The sequence below is a fragment of the uncultured Psychroserpens sp. genome, assembly GCF_947500255.1.
Taxonomy (GTDB): Bacteria; Bacteroidota; Bacteroidia; order Flavobacteriales; family Flavobacteriaceae; genus Psychroserpens.
On record NZ_CANMRL010000001.1, the window covers coordinates 313117 to 338454 of the forward strand.

Annotated in this window: 13 protein-coding genes; all 13 read right to left on the reverse strand. The window is 33.6% G+C overall.

Annotation, left to right across the window (positions count from 1 at the left end):
* Positions 1 to 34: 34 nt before the first annotated feature.
* Genes Q0783_RS01280 through Q0783_RS01340 form a run of 13 tightly spaced genes read right to left on the reverse strand, consistent with a single transcriptional unit; the run spans position 35 to position 25337 of the window.
* Positions 35 to 925: an ankyrin repeat domain-containing protein gene (locus Q0783_RS01280; protein ID WP_298892647.1), complete on the reverse strand. Its 891-nt coding sequence runs from the start codon at positions 923 to 925 to the stop codon at positions 35 to 37.
* Between the two features lie 16 nt (positions 926 to 941).
* The gene (locus tag Q0783_RS01285) at positions 942 to 5261 is read right to left on the reverse strand and encodes a DUF4157 domain-containing protein (RefSeq protein ID WP_298892649.1); all 4320 of its coding nucleotides are present in this window, start codon (positions 5259 to 5261) and stop codon (positions 942 to 944) included.
* A 1-nt stretch (position 5262) separates the two neighbouring features.
* Positions 5263 to 5433 carry a hypothetical protein gene (locus tag Q0783_RS01290; RefSeq protein ID WP_298754788.1) on the reverse strand — a complete coding sequence of 57 codons (171 nt, stop codon included), beginning with the start codon at positions 5431 to 5433 and terminating at the stop codon, positions 5263 to 5265.
* A gap of 3 nt (positions 5434 to 5436) precedes the next feature.
* Positions 5437 to 8346: a DUF4157 domain-containing protein gene (locus Q0783_RS01295; RefSeq protein WP_298892651.1), complete on the reverse strand. Its 2910-nt coding sequence runs from the start codon at positions 8344 to 8346 to the stop codon at positions 5437 to 5439.
* Positions 8347 to 8401: 55 nt separating this feature from the next.
* On the reverse strand, positions 8402 to 10012 hold the full coding sequence (locus Q0783_RS01300; protein WP_298892653.1) for a contractile injection system tape measure protein: 1611 nt from the start codon (positions 10010 to 10012) through the stop codon (positions 8402 to 8404).
* Positions 10013 to 10016: 4 nt separating this feature from the next.
* Positions 10017 to 17099, reverse strand: coding sequence for a hypothetical protein (locus Q0783_RS01305; protein WP_298892655.1), 7083 nt, complete (start codon positions 17097 to 17099; stop codon positions 10017 to 10019).
* Positions 17100 to 17106: 7 nt separating this feature from the next.
* Positions 17107 to 21471 (reverse strand): hypothetical protein, encoded by a 4365-nt coding sequence (locus tag Q0783_RS01310; protein ID WP_298892657.1) that lies wholly within the window; start codon positions 21469 to 21471, stop codon positions 17107 to 17109.
* Positions 21472 to 21487: 16 nt separating this feature from the next.
* Complete coding sequence (locus Q0783_RS01315; RefSeq protein ID WP_298754778.1) at positions 21488 to 21910, reverse strand: GPW/gp25 family protein; 423 nt, start codon at positions 21908 to 21910, stop codon at positions 21488 to 21490.
* A gap of 1 nt (position 21911) precedes the next feature.
* Complete coding sequence (locus Q0783_RS01320; RefSeq protein WP_230934066.1) at positions 21912 to 22202, reverse strand: PAAR domain-containing protein; 291 nt, start codon at positions 22200 to 22202, stop codon at positions 21912 to 21914.
* A 9-nt stretch (positions 22203 to 22211) separates the two neighbouring features.
* Positions 22212 to 23999 carry a type VI secretion system tip protein VgrG gene (gene vgrG, locus Q0783_RS01325; protein WP_298892659.1) on the reverse strand — a complete coding sequence of 596 codons (1788 nt, stop codon included), beginning with the start codon at positions 23997 to 23999 and terminating at the stop codon, positions 22212 to 22214.
* A gap of 1 nt (position 24000) precedes the next feature.
* The gene (locus Q0783_RS01330; RefSeq protein WP_298892661.1) at positions 24001 to 24705 is read right to left on the reverse strand and encodes a hypothetical protein; all 705 of its coding nucleotides are present in this window, start codon (positions 24703 to 24705) and stop codon (positions 24001 to 24003) included.
* Positions 24705 to 24869, reverse strand: a complete 165-nt coding sequence (locus tag Q0783_RS01335; protein WP_298754769.1) for a DUF5908 family protein — start codon at positions 24867 to 24869, stop codon at positions 24705 to 24707. Before Q0783_RS01335 ends, Q0783_RS01330 begins: the two co-directional genes overlap by 1 nt.
* A gap of 3 nt (positions 24870 to 24872) precedes the next feature.
* The gene (locus tag Q0783_RS01340) at positions 24873 to 25337 is read right to left on the reverse strand and encodes a phage tail protein (RefSeq protein ID WP_298754767.1); all 465 of its coding nucleotides are present in this window, start codon (positions 25335 to 25337) and stop codon (positions 24873 to 24875) included.
* Position 25338: the final 1 nt, after the last annotated feature.

Here is a 25338-nt window from a genome sequence, read left to right on the forward strand (position 1 = left end):
ATTTTAAACTAATTCAAGGAAATTTATTCTTGCATTATTTCAAAAGCTCTACTATTTTTTTATTTCTTGTATAATGAATTGGTGTTTTTCCATTTTTATCCATAAGATTCTTATTAGCACCTGCTTCCATTAAAATTTCTACCATTCTTACGTTTCCTCTATTAGTGGCTATAAACAAAGGAGACCACAAATCATGTGGATTAACTAAATCTATATCTGCTCCTAGATCTATTAATACTCTAACTATATCTATTGATCCTATATTTATTGCCAAAGAGAGCGCTGTATGACCATTATCATTTTGACAATTTACATCAGGATAATATTTTAATATTAAATCGACACACTTTCTTAAAGGAAAACTAATTGCTATTAGCAAAGTTGTATTTCCATAATTGTCTGTGCTATTTATATCTGCTCCTGCATCTAAAATCAATTTTACTTGTTTACATATTTCTTCTTCAGGAAATGATACTGAAGGGTTCATTAGAGAAGATAGAAGTGGGCTAATTCCTTGTATGTCTTTTGCATTTAAATCTGCTCCTGCATTAATTAATAAAGTGGTTATTTCAGAGTTCTTAGAAAAATGTAGTGGAGTTCTTAGAAACTTATTATCCCTTTCATTAATATTTGCTTTTCTATTTACAATTTCTTCTACTAAATCTGGATCACCGTAAGAAACCGCCATATGCAGTAACGAATAAGAGTTACTATTTTTCTTTTGATTTACATCAAAACCATAATCTAAAAGTAATTTTGCTTTTTCTATAACAGGTTCGTATACATAATCCAATAATTGATAAAAAACCTCTATACTTTTTTTTGTATTGTAATTTATATCTGGATTATGTAGGAGTATTGCTTCCAGTTCTTTTGAATCAGTATTTTTTATCGCCTCTTTTAATTCCTTTATAATCTTACTCATCCTTTTATCAATTTTGTTATGCAAATCTTTCTATTTTGAAGAATTTATTCTCTGTATATTGTAACTGATATAGTCTTACCGTTCTAACCGTACTAGCAGTAGAATCCCAAAATGTAACTTCTTGTCCGTAAACTTGATTTCCTCCTTGATTAGCTCCAGTGTCTAAAGGCCAAAGGTTATTTATATGATCAGCATTACTGTATCTTCCTCCTAAACCAATATCAATAACATGATCCATTTGCCTCAAGTTTGTATTATTATAATTACGCATTAGGGTTCTAAATCTACCTTGAATTGCACGTGAACGGCCTCCTGCTCTTTGTCTGCGAACAATAAAACCTAGACTAGGCATGAAACGATTTGCAATTCCTATTCTCAAATATCTACGTCCATTACTTCTTGTAATTACTGAATATCTACTACTTAAAGACCCAGAAGTAGGAAAAGAATTGTATTGAGTAGGAGGTATTTCAATCCAAGTTTCACTTCCAAAATTAACAGTAGGAGTATTAAGGGGTCTTTGGGGAGTCCTACCTCTCCACCTACTAGAGTTATAATTGCTAAAACTTATTGTGGGATAATTATTAGGGTTTTTATACCAAGTAATTGGTATAGGCTTTCTAGCCGAGCCATCTGGCAAAGTAGAGCTTTGATTAATTTCTGCAATCTCCTTATCTGTAGTATCTGCTTTTTGAATTATTGGTTTATTTATTTTTTGCTGAATGGAGCCATTTCCGTTCTTAATTTTTCCTATATTTTTTGCAGGACTCATTGAGGCTATTACATTCCAATCATTTTCTCTTTCATCCCACTCTACTTCTAGTTTACGATATCTAAAGTTTTCCTTGTAAGGTTCTAGAATATTATCTAATGTTCTTTTGTTTAAATCTGATGGACTGAATCCTTCTCTTATTCTTTCGCGAACTGCTTGTTTTCCACGGTTCCACCTTCCATTAGCCGGACCAGAAATTACTCGTTTTATTAATATCCTACCAACTTGAGTACCTACTGTTCCTTCTATTGGGTTGACTCCAAATTTTTTACGAGCCATTAATTTCCAGTATCCACTATTTTCTTCATCTTGTACTAATCTTCTGTTTCGTGTACCAGCTCCAAAAGGCACTCCAGCCACACTATTAAAAGGGAGTCGAATAGCATTAAATAAATTAGCTGCTTCTCTTCTTGTTTTTCCTTCATATCCTGTATTTATTCCTCTTGTCAACCCCATTACTTGAGCAACAAAAGCACTCCATGCTAAAATATTCTGTGCAGTACCTTTTAACGCACGCATAATCCATGCTATGATATCATCAATAAGTCGTTTAAAGCTTGCAAAAATTCGTCCTAGAGCTTCACCTAATCTCTGGAACAAGGTTCTCATTTTATCCATAACCCAAGTAAATAGCTCTTTTGCTCTCTGCAATAAACCCCGAGCTGCATTACGAGCTCCAGAACGTAACATTCCTAGAATTCTTCTAAACCAAGCTATTCCTTGTGTTATTTTACCGATTACAAAACCAATTCCTTTGGTGAGTAAAACTTCAAATAGGATACGACCAATAATATCTCCTATTTTATAACCTACACCAGAACTAGTCATTGTATTAACATAAGTAAACAGTCCTTCGGCCATTTCTCTTCCAGTATTTTCGGCAAAGTTAGCTGCTTCTCCGGTAGTTTCATTAATCCAGTCAACTAATACCTGAGGGCTGTTCATAACAGTATTAATGATATACTGTAACAAGTTTTCTCTTGCTAGTAGTTCTTGTAACCTAGTTGAAAGTTCGGTTATGCGATCTAACATTCGTTCTAACATCTCAACATCTGGAACTAAATTTCTAAAAAAGTTAATTATACCTTGAATAATGCTAGGCATTTCGATACCTAAGCTTATTACTCCTGATACTAGTGTCCATGCTTGATGTAAAAAACCGCCTATTAAGCCTCGCATCCAAGCACCATAGGTTCTTGGATCTATTAATAGATTTAATACTTTATTTACAAAATTTATTTTTTCATCTGGAGTATATCCATCTAAGCGATTTAAGAAACTCACTGCTCCTGATCTAAAGATATTCCATATCTGTTCTGGAACTCCTGAGGGTCTTAAATATTCTACAGCGCCACGTAATAGCTCTATTACAAAATCTATGGCTACAATTTTAAGATCTCTAGGTAAGAAAAACCATGCTAAGCGTGTTATTAGTGCCACTGCATATACAGGCCACATAAAGGGGTTTATAACTAGTGCTACGATCCCTAATACAAAATCGAGAATTGGTCGTACACATTCCCAAAGACTTTGTAACAGATCTTTAGCTAAAGTCATTACAGCATTAAAGTCTTCTTTAAGACTAGTGTAGAGTGAATCAAATTCAGCTTTTATTTGATTAAATAAAAGTCGAAGTTCTGCCATAAACCCGCGAACTTCGTCAATAACTTGTAAAATACCTATAGAGTTCAAGAAGTCTTTAACTGCTTGTTTTACAGAAGTAACAATTCCATTAACCCAAGTGACTGCTTGCTGAAGGTGCAACTTAGCCTGCTGAGCTCCTCTGCTTATTGCTGGCAATATTTCGTTCGCAAATTGATCTTTAAGGTCAATAAGAGTTTGCCAACCCGACCAATTTGTCACTACCCATTTTAGAGATTCCCATATTCTCGGACCTGCCTGATAAATAGCTACTATAGGTCCTAACGGACTAAAAGCAAGCATAAGTCCGCCCAATACCTTTAGAGGCTGAAGTACAGGTTCTATATATGATTTTATTTCTTCCCATACTTCTGCAGCTATTTCTTTAAATCGATCCCATATTGAAGTAGCTGAATCTTGCAGTAAGCCTAGCTGTGTTTTAATCCATTCCCAAATATCTACAAATAGCTGTCTAATTCCTTCGGTTCTATCCCAAATCCATCTTGCTGTTGATTGTAACCAATCCCATGCATCACCAGCAAACTGGCGAATGGCCTCCCAAGCTGGTTTTCCAATATTATCCCAAAAAGCAGATGCATATCCGCCCAATGTTTGTAAACCCAGTCGTATTTGTTGAATAACTGGGTCGGTCATATCACCAAAGAACGAAACTAAAGCATCAATTTTCTCATATAGCGTATTACACTTATCTGCTACTTCATTTTTCCATTGTTTTAGTTTTACTTTTGAATTTGAGAAAAAATCACGGATTTTACCAACAAGATCACTATTCTCTATTTGGGTTTTCAAGTTTCTAACAACTCGCATTACGCTTTGAAAAATTCGCCTCTTCAATTCGACATCAACCCCGTTGGTAAGTAAATCCCATAGACCAGGAGCATATTGGTTTAAGGTTGTTCTCATAAATGATGCACCTGCATTCCTTACAGTATCTACACCTGAACTTACAGTATCGGAAATAGCACCTCCAATATTCGTTAGCCCTCGACCTGCTGAAGAAAGCGCACTCGATCCTGCTTGTCTGACATCGTCCCACGAAAGTTTTTGAACAGAAGGTGTTACATCTGAAGCGCCTTGCTGAACTGTATGTGTTAATTCATGGGCCAATAAATGCTTCCCTGAGTTTGAATTGGTATCGTACTTACCTTCATTAAAATAGATATCTGACCCATGAGTGAATGCTTGGGCACCGATATCCTGACTCATTTGCACAGCTTCAGAACCAGTATGAATTTTTACCTTACTAAAATCAGCTCCAAATTCAGAACCCATAGAGGTTTGCAAATCTGATGGAAGCGAACGCCCTCCTCCTTTGCTAGAATTTAACCTACTTTCAAGGTTTGATGTATTTTCAGAAGGTGTATCTATTCCCTTTCTTTGAAGTAGTTGATCATTGTCTGGCAATTCCTCCTCTTCTTTTCTTAGTACATACTCTTCCTGGTCACAAGTTGCACATTTAGTTTGGACTATTGAAGTGTTTATCAGTTTGGCTTGGACATTGGTCTCTTCGGAATTACTTTCAAAAATAGGTTTTAACTGTACTGCATTAGTTTCTTTATCTAAAAGGTCTTCCTTTTTTTGTAGTTTCTCTTCCTCCTCGCATGACGAGCATTGTCTTTGAATTAGTCCTGAGGGTTTATTGGCAATTGAATTAGTTACAGGTTGATTTAACCGTTGAACCACTTTATCTGCCATGGCATCTGCCTCTACTTCATATTTATCGTTGGCTTGTCCAATAGTTAGTTTTGTCTGTATAGCTGATGATGTATTGAAAAAAGGCTGTGCTGTTTCATTTTGTTTAGAAAAAAAACTATCTTGCCCTTCTTTGTTAAAGAAAGGTTGTCGCTTTGCCTGAATCAGGTTATTAGCTGTTGAACTAGTTTTTGTTTCTACTGTCTTCAATCTATTTTTTCTTTATTAATGTTTTATAAAAAAGCTCTAATACAATACCCAATAGTGCTCCTATAATGGCAGCCTCAATTATTCCACCTTCAAGGAAGAAAACAAAAGAACTACCAATCATTCCTCCTAAAAGACTAAGAACAAGTATTCTCTTTTTTATTAACCAACTCATATCTCATTTAATTTCATCAGACGACCCATTACCCAAAGAATTACTTCTTCTAGTATTACGAATATTATGGCGATTTCTCAACCATGCCTTAACAGAAGCTCTAAAATCTCCTATAAAAAACTCAATTGCCATTGCTGCTAAAACTCCCACTGCAAAGCCTATAATTGTTCCTACAACAGGAGCTGCTGAACCTACAGTAGCTCCTAGTGTTCCGGCAGCTAGCCAACTTGTTGCAGCAGCTCCTGCAGCAGCTCCTGCAGCAGTTGCTCCTGTTGATTTTACAAGATCAAGAGATAGGTCTACTGCAAAATCAGATGATGCAACATCCTTATTAGGGTCTATAGCATAATCCAATGTAGTACCAGCAACCGTTAGTGCTCCTCCTATACCAATAGAACCTGATCTCAATCCAGAGACTAAACCTGCTCTTGGTTGCAACATTGTATTCAAGGTTGAGTTTGTACGAGGAAGGTTACGCGCTGCATACCATCTACCAGGAACATTAGGATTGGCTCCTCTCGATCCAAAAATTTTATAATAAATTCTTCCATTCCTTTCTACTACACCAATTCTAAAACCTCTTCCTTGTGCCCTAATATTACTTGCCAAACTATATGTTTGTTGCAATGTAGTTGGTATACTGTCTGTATCTAATGTTTCATTATATGCTCTTTCTGCGATTTCTCTAAGCAAAGGTTGCCACGACTCATCATGTTCATCAATGGCGACAACGCTTTCTGGAGTTAAGTCTACAAATTGCACAGGGTAAAACCCTGATTCTATTGCTGTAGACATTTCATCATCTGTAATGGCTGAAGATTCTATAGCCACGTTTTGTTCTTCTGGTTCGCAGTAATTTATATTAAGTTGACCCGACCCATGCTCAGAACATATTTCGCTACCACGAATTCCGTCTTCATTGAAAGGAACTACTTCTGCTTGACAAACCATATTTCCAGAGTCTTCTGTAACATTATCATCAGGTGATGGAGGAAACTGTAAAGATTCTGCATCTAAGTTTAAAGGTGTTTCGGACGCATTAGATGTTGACGATTCAACCTCTAAGTTATCTTGGCCAGGTAATTCAGAATCATGAACCCAATTCTCATCCGTTGTCGTCACAGCATCTTCTGGATTTAGGCTTGATTCCGAAGAAATACGTGTAGTGGTAGTCCAATATGCAGGTCTAGGTATATCTATTGTGGGTGCATTTCTTCTATCAGCTGCATCTCTAGGATATAATCCTTCACTTAAAACTACCGCATCTTGATTTCGAGGTTGATCTAATATAAATTCATAAGATGACCTACCTACTGGCGCAACAAACCTACCGCCTAAAGTTTCTACCCATGTTTCTACAAAGTTTACAGGCTGACTTCCATAAGGTGTAGCGGTATTACACGACCAACTCCTATATTCTGAATAAGATAAAAACACTGCAGAATCCAATCTTTCTATATCATCCACGCCAAAAAATTGACGATCTACAGACCTTAAATGATCCCAGCCCATAGTAAACCAAAGTGTCCCTGGAACCCCATGCCCAAAATACTCAAATCTTCCAATAGGCATTGTCGCCCTATCTCCCTCAACAGCGCCATTATTCATAAATTCTACAAAATCATCTGAACTATCAACGAAATGAATTTTGATAGCTTCAGAAGCTGAAGCAACATGTTCTAATCCAGATTGTCTTGCTAAATTATCCCATTGTCTTCTTAGCCTTACTAAACTAACCGATTGAAATAAGTTTATGTATGAGTCTATATGTTCACCATCCTCAAGGGCTCTGTATCGATAAGGCGGTCTCATTATTACCCATGTTATTTTATCATCTGGAATCATTATTCTTTGATTTCCAAATGCACTTTCCATTAATCTTTCAATTTTAATTCTAGCCGCAGTGGCAAAATTCAAAGGATTATTATCGTGGTCAGGATCTTCTCTATTACTTACAGGTCCTCCACTCATTAAAACTATTTCATGCCTTGGGCGACTTGGATGAGAATCTAAAGAAGCTTCTGCTTGTGATGGCGTGCTCTCTTCTGTTATTGTTTCTCTTTGGATAAATTCATTTCCATTTTGTTGTATAGTATGCGTCAACTCATGCGCCAATAAATGTTTTCCTGAATTTGAATTGGTATCATACTTGCCTTGGTTAAAGTAGATATCAGAACCATGAGTGAATGCTTGGGCACCAATATCCTGACTCATTTGTACAGCTTCAGTATCAGTATGTATTCTTACAGTACTGAAATCGGCTCCAAATTCTGAACCCATTGACGTTTGCAAATCTGAAGGAAGGGAACTCCCTCCTCCTTTACTTGAATTTAACCTACTTTCAAGATTTGTTGGATTATCAGAAGGTATATCCATACTCTTTCTCTGAAGTGACAATTCATTATCAGAGTGTTCTTCCTCTTCTTTTTTTTGTAAATCCTCTTCTTGCTCGCAACTCGTACATTTTGTCTGGATTACTGATGCAGCTAATGGCTTATTTTGGATATCGGCATCAGGACGTTCGACATTACTTTCAAAAATGGGTTTTAGTTGGATTGAATTAATCTCTTTTGCTAAAGGCTCTTCTTTTTTTTGTAGTTGTTCTTCTTCTTCACATTCTGAACATTGTCTTTGAACTGTTCCTGAAGATGTACTAGAAATTGAATTATTTTCGGGTTGACTGAGTCGTTGCACTACTTTATCTGCCATGGCATCTGCCTCTACTTCATATTTATCGTTGGACTGCCCAATAGTTAGTTTTGTCTGTATAGCTGATGCATTGAAAAAAGGTTGTGTTGTTTCATTCGGTTTAGAAAAAAAGCCGTCTTGTCCTTCTTTATTAAAAAAGGGCTGCTGCTTCTTTTGTATTTGATTTAAAGCAGTTGAACTTGTTTTTGTTTCTACTGTTTGCACCTAATATAATTATGAAAAACCGTTTTATTTGATCTATTATTTTATACTCATTTTTTTACCTCCATTCAACCTTTAAAATCTCTTTCATCCAAGGCAATTTTATCAAGCTTAAATTCCATGGCAAACGGTCTAAGAGTATATCTAATGTTTTATGCTCTACATACAATTTCCAGCCTGTTGGTTCATGGTCTAGCTTACCTTCTCTACTTAAAAATCCTTCACGTAAACCATCTGGAGTTGTACTTCCCAAAGCTCCCCAATGCTCAAGAACCGCTACTAATAAGTTATTAGCTTCTTCTTTCTCTTCATCTGTTATTGACAGCGTATGATCTATAGGTATATTAGCTGGCATTTCACAAAGAAACTTTGGCAATACCATTTCATATTCTAGTGGATTATTTTCGCCGGTTGCCAGATAATGCAATAGTATTACCGCCTTACTTTGACTTTTAAAATCTTTGAATCTATTTTCTTCGAGTAGGTTAAGATTTTTAAAGAAACTATTTAAGAAAGGATGAATTAATACGACTCCGGCATTTCTAAAAAATTGAGGGGAATCTATTTGCAAATCATCTTGTATTTCTTTTACATCTTTGATATTGTCTCTTGAAGTAAGATACATTTTTACTACTTTGAGCTCAATGGTTTCGTCTTTTGAAGTAATCAAATCAGCTGTTTTGAATACGTCCTGTAAAAAGGGATATGCACTTTTAATTTGATTGCTTTTTTTTATTAATTTATTCCTGAATGTATTAACAAATGGATGTTTAACGACTTGAATTCCTAAAGCTATACTATCTAACTTTTTTCTTTCGAGAATGACTTTCTTTAAAATTATTTCCCAAGCATTAATTTCAAATGCTCTATAGTGCATTAAACTTGAGTGGATTGATTTCTCTTTAAACAATTGTTTTAATTCACTAAAAAAATCTAATAATTGTATTTGAGATATTGCCGTGTATAATTCTACTATTGATTTTAAATCTTTCAACCTATGTTGAAGAATTAATCTCTGAAGTACCACTGGGCTTTGTTTTATTTTATTCTCTAACAGCACCACTGCATCAATATCTAAAGCAAGTGTTTCTAATACCAGTTCCATCCAATTTTCTTCTGGTTCAATAGAATAGGAAGGTAAAATCCCTTTTTCTAACCAGTGTAACCATAATTCAAAGTAATAGCGTCTAAGGAGTTGATGACTCTTTCTGTTTAGTTTTTGCTCTTCATAATGGTTTTTATGATTCGTATTAGATTTTTCTTTTAGGTACTTTTTTAGAATTTTTTCTTTTTCATTATAGTGACTGTCCTTTTTTAATTCCGATTCATCGTTAAAATAATCTTTACTTTTAACTTCAGAATCTTTTTTCTCTAGAGAATAATTATGTATTTGCTCTTTTATTTTTTCTTCTAAAAGGTTAATTATTTTGTTCACTATTTCACTAATACTATTATCGGCACTTAAACCTATACGACCTATATCTAACTCAATTTTATTTATACATATGACCTCATTATTGCTTACGACTCTATCAAATAGATTATTTAGCTCAGGCAATAAATCGTTCCATAATAAATCACTCATACGTTGTTGCATAGCGTATATTTTATCAGAGGAACTAACTTGAAGTTCTAAAATCTGTTTTCCTATGAGGTGTTTATCGGTCATTGTATTATTTCAATATTCTTTTTAATTGGTTTAGAGATTTTCTATTTACTAATGATTTCACCTCTTCAATTTTCCATTCTTTAACTAACATTTTAAGAGAAAGACCTTCTTGTTTTAAAATTTGAAGATTAGTTTTTAGTCCATCGAGATCTTCTTTTTTGATTTCTCCTTTCTGATTTAGCACCATATTATCTAATAAATGCCATGTTGCATTCTTTAAGAGGTAAAGGAAGCCTTCTATATTATTGTCTTTTTGTAAACTATACCTTTTAAAGAAGTTTACTAGCTGAGTATGAGCTTTCACGGTAGGCATATTTTTCAGAAAAAATAATGTTCGCTCATAGCTTTTAGTTTTTTGAATATCATTGTTTGTCAATGATTTTATATCCGATAAGTACTTAGGTTTTCTCTTTCTCACAAGAGTTAGCACATCCCTTTCTTCGCTTACAGATTTTTTGATTTTTTCTATAGATACTTTTGATTTGGGTGTCTTTTTAGATGTTTTACGCTTTGAAACTGATTTCTCTTTTACATTTACAGACTCAAAATTTGAAATCTCACTATAAATTACAGGATCTGACGTTTCACAACATGACCAAAAAATGGTTCCCTCGGTCTCGTTTGGCATGCAGCATTCATCATCATTCACCCAATCCTTTTCTTCACAATCACAATCACCTTTTTCGCCTGGCTTTGTAGGGCAAGCATCTTCGGTTTTTAATGTTTTAATACAATCTGCTAAAGTGCATATTGGTAACTTTTCAGGTTCACATAGGTATTTTTTCGAACTCTCTATCCATTCTAACCACCTTTTATATTCATCTTCAAATTTGCACATGTTAGATGGACTTAACCATAAAATATTGAGTCCAACAAGAGCAGGTACTTCCTTGTAAAGTAACTTTTCAAAAACCTGTCTAGATTCATTTGTTCTAAATTGTTTCACCCATCCTGGCAATGCTATAGTCGCCCAAAATGAATATGGATCTATACCTGGTAAGTAATAAATTTTGTTTTGCTCAGTGTTATTTGAGCATGGATCTTCTTTATCCATATCTGGTTGCCATTCTATATCACAGCAATAATCTGGACATATAGGTAAGAGACAATTTTCAACGTTGTTACTTAAAGAAACGTCATCACCAGTATAAATACTATGGCCACATTCGTTTGTAGTTTTAGGTCTTAATAAAATGTGTTCTAAAAGGTGCATCCCAACATTATCTACGCAATCTTTAGTTATTTGAATGGCGTCCTCTACTTCCTGTAGACATTTATATTGTTGCGGATGGTAAGCTAATACTTTACTCGTATCAATTATTTGAAAAGAATATGGTCCATATTTTGTTTTTGAAACAGATTTAAAATCAAATGTTTTCTTTAGCTCTATCAATTCTCGAAATGCTTTGAATGCATCAAATGCTTCCGAACAACAAGAATAACAATTACTACTTATAAATGGATGCGCTTCTTCACATGCATCGTTTTTTTCAATACTATTTTCGCTACCACATCCGCAAGGTTGTAACTCCTCTTCTTTAATCCCTTTATCGTCTTCTTCCAAATAGATTTTATAGCAGTAGCCTTTATCTGTTTTATGTATTGGAAAGTGATTTATCAAAAAGTGAAATTGGTCAATATCTGAATCAAACAAGTCAAGTAATTTAATAGCTTGATCATGCTTTGTACGTTTTTCATCTTTACTAATCCCGTTTTCAATCTCCTCTTCTGTACATATATATGTTTTGAATTTTTCAACTAAACACTTTCTGATTTCAACTAATTGCTTATCTCTTTCAAAACCTTTAGAGCACATTTTCAAGCATTCCCTAATATCATGAACCATATCACAACATATTTTAAATGGCTTTGTGTTTGATTGAGATGAATCTATGTGAGTCAATGGATGATTATCTAAAATAATTTCATCATTTTCAAAGAGTAATCCTGTTGTATAGTTGTCCCAATTCAATGCTTTTAAGCTATCCATCCATTCATTTTTTTGATGGTCTCTCTCGCATTCAGAATTATACCAACACTTATGATCAACTACAAAATAGTTAGGTGAAACCACTTTGAATTTCCAATAATCTTGATCGCAGACTGGAATATAATTTCTATCATCTTCTGCGGCATAAATAAATGCTCTAACTCCTTTCGGAATACAATCTCCGCATGAATTTTTATCTTCTGGGAATGCATCATCCCAAGCCTCTTCTTTTGAGATAAAATCACATGAACTTTCGGCAAGAACCTCAACTAGACCAATATAAAATTTACCTTTTTCACAAAGAATTCTACAGTTATTATGAGTACCTGTCAAGGTGTAAAAATGTCTATAAGCATGCATTACCTCATCAATACTATCAAAACAATCTACACTATCCCATACTAAAGTACCTTGATATTCATTTTCATCTTTTAATGTGCAATCGGTATCAATTAACTCTTTATCTGATACAACGACACGATATTTATATTTGTTCTTACACTTTTGAATCTCTCTATTTTGTTCCTCATCTTCATCATCAATTTCAACCTTGTACAAGGGATATAAATTAGCCTGTTGTATATAGTAATCTATTAATTCTTGCTCTTTTTTATCGGTTTTTCTTTTGTCTGGAATTACTGCAATAAATGATATATCATCACATGTTTTATCATCAGGTTTCTTATACTCTTCAACAGGACTTATTTTTCCACCAGGCATATACTGCTTTGGGTCTCTAGCTATATTAATGACTTCAAACCATTCTTTATGCCACGCATCTTCGGCTTCTTTTTTAGTTGCATAGCCAACATAACTTGTTAAGAGAAATTCATTATCCTTATTATCATTGAAACATACTTGATAGTGATACTTTTTTTTGTCTTTATCTGGACAAACAACAATATCTTTTATAGGACATTTATTTAAGTTTACTGGTGGTATTATGCCACAAATAATGGTTTTTATGGACTCTGTTTGCTCTTTTCTTAGACATAGATATGGGCTCTTAGCTAATGGTGAGTTTTTTTTGTAAAATCGCCATTCATATGATTTTTGCTGACTCTCAGCCATTTGAGAACGCACAAATTCTTGATTGGGAGTTTTACTGTCTTTATATATATTACTTATATAACTTGTTAATTCTCTTGCGGTATTTAAATCTCCTTTAACCCTTCCTTTTATATATTGTATAGCTACTGGAGATGTTTTATTATACAATCTATACTGAAAAGGTTTTCCTTTTGGTTCTTTTAATAATAATTGAGGTAATTTTTTTACAAATTCTGTATACGCTTTTTTAGTATCTCCTTCATTATCATAAAAGGCTTCACTTATAAAAAGTGGATTTAATTCATTATGTACATTCGTATTGCCATAAATAAATTTAAATTGTGAAGGTGTTGATTTGATATCAAATTTATAAATGTGTTCCTTACATAATTCATAACAACTTTTTAGGGATTCTGACACTATAATTTTATCAAAATCTGATTGTGCTCTTACCTTTGATGAGAATTCAGTTTCTGACTTTAATAATACATTTTCATTATCAAACAAAGACCAGACATACGTATTAGGCTCTTTTTTAATTAGAACAGGAGCTGTGTTACTTTTAAAAAAACGTAGTATTGACTTTAAAGCATTGTTTCTATTTGATGCTATTTCAAAGTGTTCGGGAGGTAACGCTAAAAAGGAGTTATGCGCATCTCTAAGCAAAAAGTTATACTCTGGATTTCCTTCGTCACCTGATTGTAAATAATTTTTTTTGGTCTTCCCAAATTTGAAAGCATTGTTCATTTCTTGCAAAGCTTCTTTTTTAGAATCGTAGACACAATAGCTTACAAGTGATGTTAAATCACTATTAATAGGAATTCTAAATCCTAATTTATCTGTTTCCTTAACATATTTTGGTTTTACTGCTCTATTACTAAAAACTTTTGTACACTGCTCTATAATATCGGTTTTACTCTTTTCTAGTTTTCCTAATACGGCTATGACTTTTTTCTTTTCATTTTTTAATACTAACCTATGTGTTTTCTCTCCTTTCTCAAGGGTATAGTTTTTAATAGTACTTCCCAAAACTTTTGCTTTTCGCCACGCAGCTATTGCTTTGTTTCTATCGGGATAACAATTTAATCCTTGAAAAGAAATTTGCTGATTTGGGATATCAAACACCCATTTATATCCTGTCTTATGCTTCACTAAATAATTATCGAGAGTACCACTATTAATTACATCCTCCCAAGCTTTTTCATCACTGTTAAAAGAAATTTCACTTACTATTTTTTTTGGACGTTTTGTATTGATATGCCATTTCCATGTTTCAATTGGACTAATTGTTAAAGATTTATCCAGATGAGTAGCGTCTAAATAGTGATTATCCTTGTCTATTGAAAGCAAACGATATGTTCTACTTTTATCTGAATACGATGAGTTAGGTAAAACTTGCGGGATTCCTATTTTTAAAAAATCACCTTTCTTTTTAACAGCACTATTTTTTGAGGCGATATTATTACTTAAGCCAACTTCTTTCCCTTCACTATTTAATAATTGCTGATTAAAGTGGTACTTGGTAATTATAATATTCTCATCTTTTGGCTTCTCTGAAAACACTCTACTTATAGCACTAGCATTGAAACCGTTTAAGCTTTTTTCTAGTGCGTTATAAGAATCAGAATCTCGAAGTTGTACTAAAACCTTGTTTGCTGCATGATGTAATTCTTCTTTAGTTTCAAAACTTCTATTAGCTCTAAAAAGAGGAATTCCGTTTGGATCGTTAAGTAATAGTCTATAACATTCTGTTACTTCAAAATTGCATAGATTTCTTCTGTGGTAATTATGTATTCCTGATAATAATGATATTCGTTTTTCAAATCCGGAAACATTATTTGTATTCCACGATTGTTCTAAATAGTTAAATGCTTTCCCACGATTTCGACTTAATTCTGCAAATTCATTTATATATTTAGATTGATTATTAATCATTTCTTCTTTGCGCTCAGATTCACTTAACTTTCCTTTATATTGAAGTAGTGCATACTCTGTAAATTCTTCTCCAAATCTTGCTAACAAATGATCTAAAAATTGCTTTCGCCTAGAAATGTATTCTTCTTTGTTTTCTGTTAATTCTTGAATAAGATCTATGTATGATATTGGATGGTATATAATACCAAAGTAATGTTGGTCAGGATCATTAGTTTCCGATTTATTAGTCACTAAATTATAACTCGTATTAGTAGCAGCAATAAAAGCAACATTGTTTGCTTCAATCTTCGCTTTACTAGCCGATTCATATCTTTTTGTTCCAACAATTAAGACATCATTTGGTAAGCTAGGACGTAATACAAAAAAGCAACCGAAACGATCTTCTAGAATTTGAATGGTATAATTTTTAGCATAAAAAGAATCAATAATCTGATTAATATAAATAGAACGAATGTTTGCCGAAGAAAACGTAAACATATCGACTAATCTGTTTTTAGTATCACAGGTATTTCCAATTGAAAATTCTGTTCTAGGATTATTCTCAAGCTGTTTCAATGCTTTTTCCCATGCATCATCTTCCAACACTGGATATGCTAGTACAGAACTTTGTTGTTGGATTGGATTTGAATCATAAAACCTTAGTAGGTCTTCTATTCCAGTGATACTTTCTGGAATTTGCGTGAAATATGTTTTCTTTTCATCCTGAGTTTTATTTTGTTCTGATTTCAATGAAAACAACGAACGAATGTTGGTTAATTGTGATGTGTAATTTGCTAATATTTGGTCATAAAACATAAGGTAACTCTTAAGCTGTAAGGCTTGAGTTTTGCGAAGCAATGTTGCACTTTCTGGTAAGCCATCTTCACCAATACCATATACTACAGGAAAATCATTTTGAATAGAATAGTAGTCGTTTATATCTTCATGATATACTCCAAAAGGAATTTCACTATTCAAACTAGTTGAAGGTAGTTCGAATTTTTTACTAAATGAAAATGATTTGTGAATTTTAAGTTTATCTATTTTTAACACTCCTTGTTCACTGTATATATCTACACAAGTGTTTTCAAGAGAAAATACAGGGACTTCACAAGGCCCAATATCATGAGTCCAATTTAAAGGCAGAGAATCTTCACCTTCATTTTTATGTTCTTTATTTACATGTATTTTTTTTATTTTCCGTACCCCTTCTATGCTAAGCACACTATGATATAAATCGGACAAACGGATTTCTCTACGTCTTTCATAAGCTTCTAACTCATCGGTATCAATAAATCCAAAACTTTTTTCGCTATATGGTCTTCCTGCAAAAATAGCATCGATAGCTTTTCCTTTATTGAGGAGTTGGTTAAGCGTATAATATCTAATATCGGGTTGAATACTATTTTTTAACGCTTTAATAATTTCAGAGTATATAATTTTGGGATCATATCCTGCATGTATTTCCACATCGACACAGATACCAAAACTAATAGGCTCCAAAATCTTTATATCTATAAAATCTTCACATAAATTTCGATGTTGTAAAAGCCGTTCTCTAACTTCTTTTTTAAGTTCGTCTTCGTCTGCAACATCATTCCCTTTTTCTATATAAACTTTATACAATCCATTTAAAAAGAGCTCTTCATATTTTGCATCTAAAACACAATCATCATTATCATTATTAGAATTGCGTGGGTAAGAACAGCTTAAAGCACTTGCATTTTGATCTATAAATAACTTTACTTCCTGATTAGCTGGTTCTAACCAAGCATTTCGAACACCTTTAATATCTAAAAGTAATTTTCTGTAATCGGTTATAGTTACTGGGTTTACAGTAAGTATTTCCAAAGGAGTTAAAAAATTATCGTCTATATCCTGATTGTTCTCGCGAGCAATTAAATCTTTGAAAGGAAGGTTTGTTTTATATCCTAAATCTATTAAAGCATATACTAAAACCTCTAGAATTGTTATTCCTGGATCATGTACGTTATGGTCGGTCCATATTTTACCTGCCAAATTCCCAATATGTTCAAGCCCTTCTTTTCTAAGGTTCTTAAAATCTAGGTATTGAGGCAAATCTGGGTCGAGTTGCTTAATAACAGATATTGTATTTTCTGATACTTCTGACATATTTACATTAATTAATATGATTAATCAGTGTTATAGGTTCTTTATCTCTACATTCATTATCTTCTGGGCATTCCTCCTTATCGGTATCAACAGATAGTGTTCCGCCTGTTAAAACAGATCTTGCTGTCAATGGTTTTATGATAGATCCTGTTTGTCCACATGGGCCAACTAATTCAAGCTTTGAAATAAAGTCTACATATTCAAGCTGTTCAACAAAACCAACGATATCTGAAAAAAGAACTGCTTGTCCAAAAGCTAATTTTTCAGAATCACCTAGTGACCAAGGCGCTAAGAATAAATGGATATCATCTTTTAGTTTTTGCTTATAGAAATCATCCGACTTACCACGATGCAGTCTAACAGAAATGGTCACATCAACATATTCAAACCTTGGATTCATCACTTTTAATCGGGCAAAAGGAGAAGTGCGTTTTCTAATATGATCTCCAATTCTTTCTAATAAGCTTATTGGTACTTTTGGTTCTTGTAAGTTTCCCGATTTAAGCTTTGTTAAATCAGGAATTACAGTTACCACTACATAACCAGGAGCTATTTCTAGGTCACGTTCATAGCTAATAGCCGAAAGTCCCATGGTATGTGTAATACATTTAGTTTTATAAATTTCTGGAAACCCTTCTAAAACAATTTTTTCATAGTCATTTAGCATTAATGCTCTACCTTTATGCTTTAGATGTTCACTTACACGCGTATAAAAATGTCCATTCGCCTCTGGTTTTCTACCTCCAAATGCTGGATATATTTGCTCAACTTTTTTAACATTAAAATCACCTTCAACTAATTTTGATATACTGCCAGGTTTAAGTTCATTTTCTAATCTGCTTTTGTCACTTAATTCACTAAATCTAGCCGATGTTTTTACAGCTTGTGTATGTACTCCTATGATTTCGGCTGTTGCTTTTACATTTTTTGGTGATGATGCTCTAATCCAATACAATGGGTCAGGCATTATAGTATTTCCATCGTTATTTATATCATCTGGTACTGCGACAGTAATGATACCTGATACTGTAAATCCATCTGTTTCATCTGAAATAATGTCAAAATCATATGCTAAGGGTTTCCATTCATTTTCACTTAAGTAAGCCCAATCGACCTGTGCTTTATCCAATTCAGAATTGGCTGTTGCTTCTGCTAACTGGAAAAGTATTGATAGGTTTCCACCTTTTGTTATATTCTCTATTCCAATAAATAGTGTGCCTTCAGCATCAAAATATGGGAAAAGTGTTGGGCTTTGTTCAATATCCTCGTGCTTAGATGTGTTTTCATAAGGATAAAGATGAATGATATCCATGTTATTTTTTTCAGCACTTGCCGAATAATCGATATATAAATTTTTAATAATAGGTGTCCAAGGTTCATTTGGGATTAATGCTTGGTACGCATTTGAATTAAAAAATTTCAAAATGTTTGTGTTATCAAGTACATCGTAAAAGTCGTCAAATGAACCTTTAAGATTATCAATATACGTGTCGAGAGCCATCCCATCTAATCGAAGCTCCAGTAATGCGTTTGCAATAAAATCTACAACATCATTTAAAGCCTGATTCGCTGCGCCAGTACCAGTAGTTAGATCTTGAATACTGGTACCTATGTCTCCTAAAAAAGTAGTAATTGCGGCAAGATCAAATGGATTTACTAAAAAAGTATCAATACTAGTGCTAATAGTAGTCAATTGTGTTTTTACATTCTCAACAGAAGCCAAAAGTGCGATGTCATCTTCAAGAAATTGGATTGCTGCTTCAACTGCATCATGAATCTTTTCTAACTCATCACTTAGCCCAGTTAAAACTTCTTCTATCCCTAAACTTAAAAAATCAAGAAAAGGATGTATCACCGTTTTCCCAGATTCCTCTATGTAAATGGCATCTGTTAATTTTTTTCCGCCATTGGCTTCAATATTGGCATAAGCAAGCATTTGTCTTGCTAAAACAAAAGGGTATTCTTTATGTAAAAAGTCTTGATCGGCTAGTGTAAACCTTAAAAACCCATTAAATGAATTTTTAAACAAATCTATAGGTTGATTATAGTCTACAAAACTATTAACCCCTTTGTTTTCAACCTCCCATCCATATACAGTCGTTTCGCAGGTTAAATCTCCAAAAGCGTCTACTGTTTTTTCGAATAAGTTAATTTTGGAAAGATTGTTCCAAGTCCCATCTTTTAATTTTCCTATTCTTAAATGAAAATCATCTTCATCTAAACCAAGCTTATTTATATCTGTAGGAACGCCTAGATCTTTTTCTTTTTTGAGATAAGCTTTATAATAATCATTAAAGCTATCGGGTTTATCCTTCCATTCTAAATTTACTCGTATAGAATCCCATTTTTTAAATAATACTTCTTTACTTCCTATATAAAAACTAGAACCAAAACAAGATGCATTATTATCATCTGTATTATCTTTACAAGTTGGTGTACCTTCAGGAGGCTCTAATTGATTCATAGGATCAAAACCTGGAACTTCAGGGCGTAATCCGAATGGAAATAATTGACTTTTAATATCTAAAGTGCCTTCATCATTTTGAACAATTAAATTTTTGACACCACAAACTTTGACATCAATATCTGCATCAACTAATTTTAAGCATTTCAGAAAATTATAAGGTGAAATTTTGTTTTGAGGGTTTTCAACATCTTTTTTTCTCAAACAGCAATTTGTATCTGAAGAAGGTATATCACATTCAATTTCTACGTCTTCATTTAACTCTATCTTTACTACAGGCTGTGATTCTTTTAGATTAATTTTTTCGTTGAGCACTGTTTCGTCGAAAAAAGTTACTGGTTCAATTTCTGGTTTTAAAGTCACATTTATTTCAAACTCTATCTTACCAGGTGGGTTTTTAGCTATGATTGTTGGTGTTGCCTGTATCCATTCCTTTTCACCACTAAACCAAACTTTAAATAATGGTTCTACATTGTTATTTGAAGCAGTTATAAACTCTGGCAAGCATGATGTAATTGATTCCCTTTCTTCATCATTCTGAAATACTAAATCACAATTCAAAATAATTTTTACACTTCGTTTTCCTTCTTGTAATAACAGCACTGGCGATGCCAACGCAAATCCTAATCTCGCTTTGGGATAGTGCTCTGGTGTCTCTTTTCCCTCTAAAATGCACTTACTATATTTTGAACCTAAGGTGGGCCAATTTTTCGGTTGATCGTCTTTAAAGTCTTTCTCCTTTCCATCAGCTTTTTTTGCTACTGGTGCCATATACACACCCTCAATAAATTTTATAGTATTGTTATTTTCAATAGGATATAAAGACAATGTTCTTAAGTCTTTAACTTGTGCCTTATCAATTACAATTTCCTGATCCAAACCAAATTGTATATCTTGTTTGTTAAGGTCTTTCCCATCTTTTAATAACAAGTCTTTTTTTAGTAAGTAAGCGTCTTGATGATTTGCAACTTCAAACACAATATGAGCCATATCTGGAACAGCTTCTTTAGGAACCATTTTTAACACTTCCTCATAAAAGAAATCTAAATGCTTCTTAGTTAACTCATTGATGTTGCCTTGGAAATGTTTAAATAACTCTAGAAAAGCAAATAGTAATGCAATATGCGGCTCGTGCTTTTTTTGTAATGATTCTTTTAAAGGGATTAAGCTTTCTTCAATATAATCTGGAGCTGCAATTACAATATTTTGCATACCAGTTAAAACTTGATAAAATATGGTATTCAATACGTCTCCAGCTTTTAAAAAAGCTTCTTTCTTTCCTTTTTTCACATACTTAATACATAAGTCTAATGCATATATTTCATCTACTTTTAACTGCCATGGCATTTTCATAAAATCAATGAAGTTCTTTTTTGCTATACACAAAAAATTAGCACTAGAATTATACAAACATATATAGGATATTATAGGCTCTAAGAATGAGCTTTTAATGATTCCCACTAATGATTCGGTAAAACTATTCTCACTATATTCAACCGATTTATATAGCAATGTTATAGGTGTAATAATTTTATTAAATATAAAATTGAAGAGAGATTCTAGAGATTCTTTTGAAGGATTTACCTCTAACTCCTGATATAAGAGGAGAAATTGAGTCTCTAATTTGTCAATTGATGTTTTACTTAAAATTGCGAGTTGAAAAGGAAGGCTATCTTCAAAAAATAATGACCACGTATTTAATTCCTGAGATTCGCCATCTGTTTCTGTTTTTTTATACTGATAGAAATTAATCTGTCTCGCATAGTCATTAATTAAATACAATCGATCGGCCAAAGTTTTTCCATCAATAGGAGCAGCATCTGTCCCTAAAGCCTGAATCACTCTATTTCTTTGACTAGTTCCAGTTCTATTTTTTAATGGGTGTGCTATGTTTGACGGATTTTTCATTTACTTAAATGTCTTTTTATATCCCTTGATCGGCTTCTCTTAAATAAAAATCATACACATAATTATACCGCGTATTTGTGCCCTCAATTTCATAGTGAATATCAATCTTCAGAAAGCCTTCGATTAAATCAAAGGAATCTTCTTGGGTTATGTCTATTCTTTCTAGACTAATTCTAGGTTCAAAAAAGAGTATAGCTCTTTCAACTAAATCCTTTATAAAACCGATAAAGGCATTATCCATACTCTCAAATTGATAATCTCTTAAGTTGCAGCCATAATCAGGTTGCATAACACGTTCGCCAAAGCTCGTTGAAAGTAAAATTTCAAGACTTTGTTCTATGTCTTTTTCGGCACTAACCATAGTCACGGTTTTACTGTCGCTATCAAATGTTGGTGGAAATGACCAACCTGTTCCTAAATATGCTTTGTCATTATTCATATTATCCTCCTATCATTACCGTTGGAAATCCTTGCACGATGTTTCCTCCATGCGATGTCATGTCACCCATTCTTACTGCAGGACTTCCTCCAATAAAAACAGTAGATGAACCTTTTACTATAGTATCTGGAGGGCCTACGCAAACGCACATATCTCCAACTACAGCAGCCGGTTGCCCTCCAATTAAAACATTGGGCTTTGCTGGTCCAACAATTGGTCCTCCTACATGTGGCACTGGTCCATTAAACATTGGACACACATGCATATCTCCTAATCTTGCTGCTGCTCCCATAGTATTTGTTTAATTTATATTAACTAAAGACCCTTTGATCTCTGTAATTCCATCTGATGAAAACTTCGCAGTTGCTCCCTTCATTTCTATACTTGCATTGGCCTTAGCCTCTATTTGCATTGCACTTAATTTCATTTCCATTCCTGCTTTTATATCTACTTTACCCGAGGCTTCAATTTTTATGTCTCCTTGGCTATTTATTTCTATACCCGAGGAATCCATTTTTGTTAGATTCCCATTCTGATCCTCAATCGTTATTGAGGTTGTATCTTCGTCTAATTTGATACTGTTACCTGCTGGTGTATCAATCACTATCGTTTTGGTATCATCATTAAAATAAACTCTCAAATTGGATCTGGTTACAAACCCCTTTTCATGATTATCGTCTTGTGCATTAATTGGTGCTGGTTTTGCACTACTATTGAGCATTCCCAATACAACAGCTTCTCTAGGATCATCATTTAAAAAGCCTACGATAACCTCATCTTCTATTTCTGGCAAGAAAAATGACCCTCTACCTCCATTGACATCACCTTTACCAGCATCTAATGTGGCTACTCTTGCCCAAACTCCTCTTGCAGAGTTATCTATAATTGGTAATCTTACCAGTATTCTATTTTCTCCTTCTGGATCATCTTGCAATTGAACTACTTTTCCTATTTGCAAACCATTAATAGCTGGCACTAATCCTGCTGCAGGCACATCTGTTATATTTTTATGAATATGTGAAAAGCAGTCTTCTTTTAAACCAAATTGCGCCTGTGTATACCATGATCCATTATAAACATCATGCCTAATAGCAGAAACAAAAGCATTACCAGTAAACCTTGCACCAACACCTTGTAATCCTATTAATTGACTTGGCTTAATAGCTCCAAATCCAATAAATTTAGCACGCCCTTGTATTTTTGAAAGTCGACTAATCTGCATCAAGGATTTTGTCCATTCTTGCAATTCTTCTTCAATTGCCTGACCTGTGTGTCTGAGTTCAAATTTTTCGGGACTAATTAATTCAGCTAAATCTTCTCCGCTAACGTTTCCTAGTTCATCAATTGGTACACTGTCGGTTACATGTTCAAACATATTTTGTCCAGCATAATCCCATGATTTAGCCTCAACTGATGTCCACTGACTTCTAGAATCCATTTCGGCCTCAAAATCAATAAGTGTTGATCCAAATAATACTGAAAGAGAAGGATCTTCATTTGTAACTGGAGATTTGATGTTAATAACACCATCATCAACAACTACTAATTTACCATTAGCTTCAGCTCTTAGTAATAAAAAATCCCAATCTGTACAGTGATGCTGTACCATTTCTAAATGACTAATAGTAGTCTCTTCTACATTATGACTTAAAGACGAATATCTGTCGATAATCTGCTCCATAATTTCACTATCTTTCAGCTCTTCATAATAATAATTATGTCTTCCCAGTGTCATTTTTACGACTTCATCTCTACAGTCTAATATCAATTGAGTTTCACCACTTTCTTTAACTTTAATACCATGTTTAACTATTATTCCTCTAAATAGTAGGTCATTTTCTCCATCTCGACCTGTTTTTATTGCTATTGACTTACCTGGCAAAAATTCTTCCTCTTCACTTATTTTAAAGCTCTCATCTGCAGAATCTCCATCTTTTAAAACAATTTTAGCTGTTGGAATTTTATTTACTTCTTTAACTATTGAAATTGAAATTACCTGATAGCCTGGATCAACTAATTGTTCGTTAATCAAGATGTCAAACGTTGCTACATTATATGAGGCTTCTACAGGTATTTCTCTATTTTTCATACTATTCAGCTGTTTTTACAAGAGGTGGAAAAACCAACGTTACACCTGGCTTTATTTTTCTGAAAGTTGTTAAATCGTTAGCCCTAGCTATTTGAGTTATATACTTCGGGTCTTTATAGATTTGGTGTGTCAGCCAATCTAATCTATCACCCGCTTTTACTTGCTTAACATGTGTTAAATCTGGTGACTTCTTACATTCCCTAGCTACCCTCTCTTTTTGAGATAGATACTCTAAAAAAGTAGCACTAACTTTTATTCGGAGAGGATCTCCGTTAGGCTTGAATAATGTATAATTTAATGCGAGATCTGTTAAAACACAGGTGAATACCAACGTTCCCCAATGAATTTTTAAAAAATTCGGACGGTGTATTCCACAGTTCATTTTATACACGGTATTCATTAGGGCGTTTAATTCATCTTTGACAAACTGTTTTCCTGCAATAGGTTTGTATCCTTGAATAGAGTTTGTCTCATCTAGTACAAAATCAAGCTTGAGCACCTCTGGTTCAGTTCCTCTGTAGTCTGGATTAGTACCTTGATTACCCTGGCCTTGTTGTCGATTTAATGTTACTTTTAAGTTTCGGTTAAAACTTTCTGGGTTAACAGGCAAAGCAATTGGATCTGGACTTGTAGAGGATTTTATTTTAAATTCCTCATCATCATAAGCATGAATTAAAACCTTTACTAATTTTCCTGACTCATTCATTATCTTTCTGACTTTTCCTTTATTATACTAAGTACTTTTTCTACAATTTCATTAATAGTAGATTCATCACTTGTACTACCACCAGCAGCACTATTTGAACTAGAACTACTCTTTTCATCTCCTACAGAAGCTTTTATAACTAATTCTCTAATTTCTAAAGGCATTTTTTATTCTTTTTTAGGTGTTAGTTTGAAATAATTATAATTAAGTTCTAAGGTTTCTATTAGCACCTCACCTCTTTCGGCATTAAACTCTCCTATTTTCCAACTTACTGGCCATACATGAGAAAGCTGCCACTGCATTAGCGGTTTAGCTTCTTGATCTAACAGCTGCACATTAACGACTTCAAGAGGGTTTATTATCTTGTTTTGAAAGGCTTCTTGACACCAGATAGACAACTTAGAATCTTTGGGTTTTATAATTCCTCTTTTTAGAGTTAAAGTTGTATACTTAGTGCGTCCAGGCATTTGATGCTCAAACCGATTCTCACCACCTTCTTTCAATGCTTCTTTTTCTATTTGCACATCTAAACCAGTAACAGACTGAAAGCTAACATCTGTACCATCTGTACCTGAAAGACCCTCAAAAATTACTTTAAAGTAAAACCCTACTATTTGATGCGTACTTTTCATA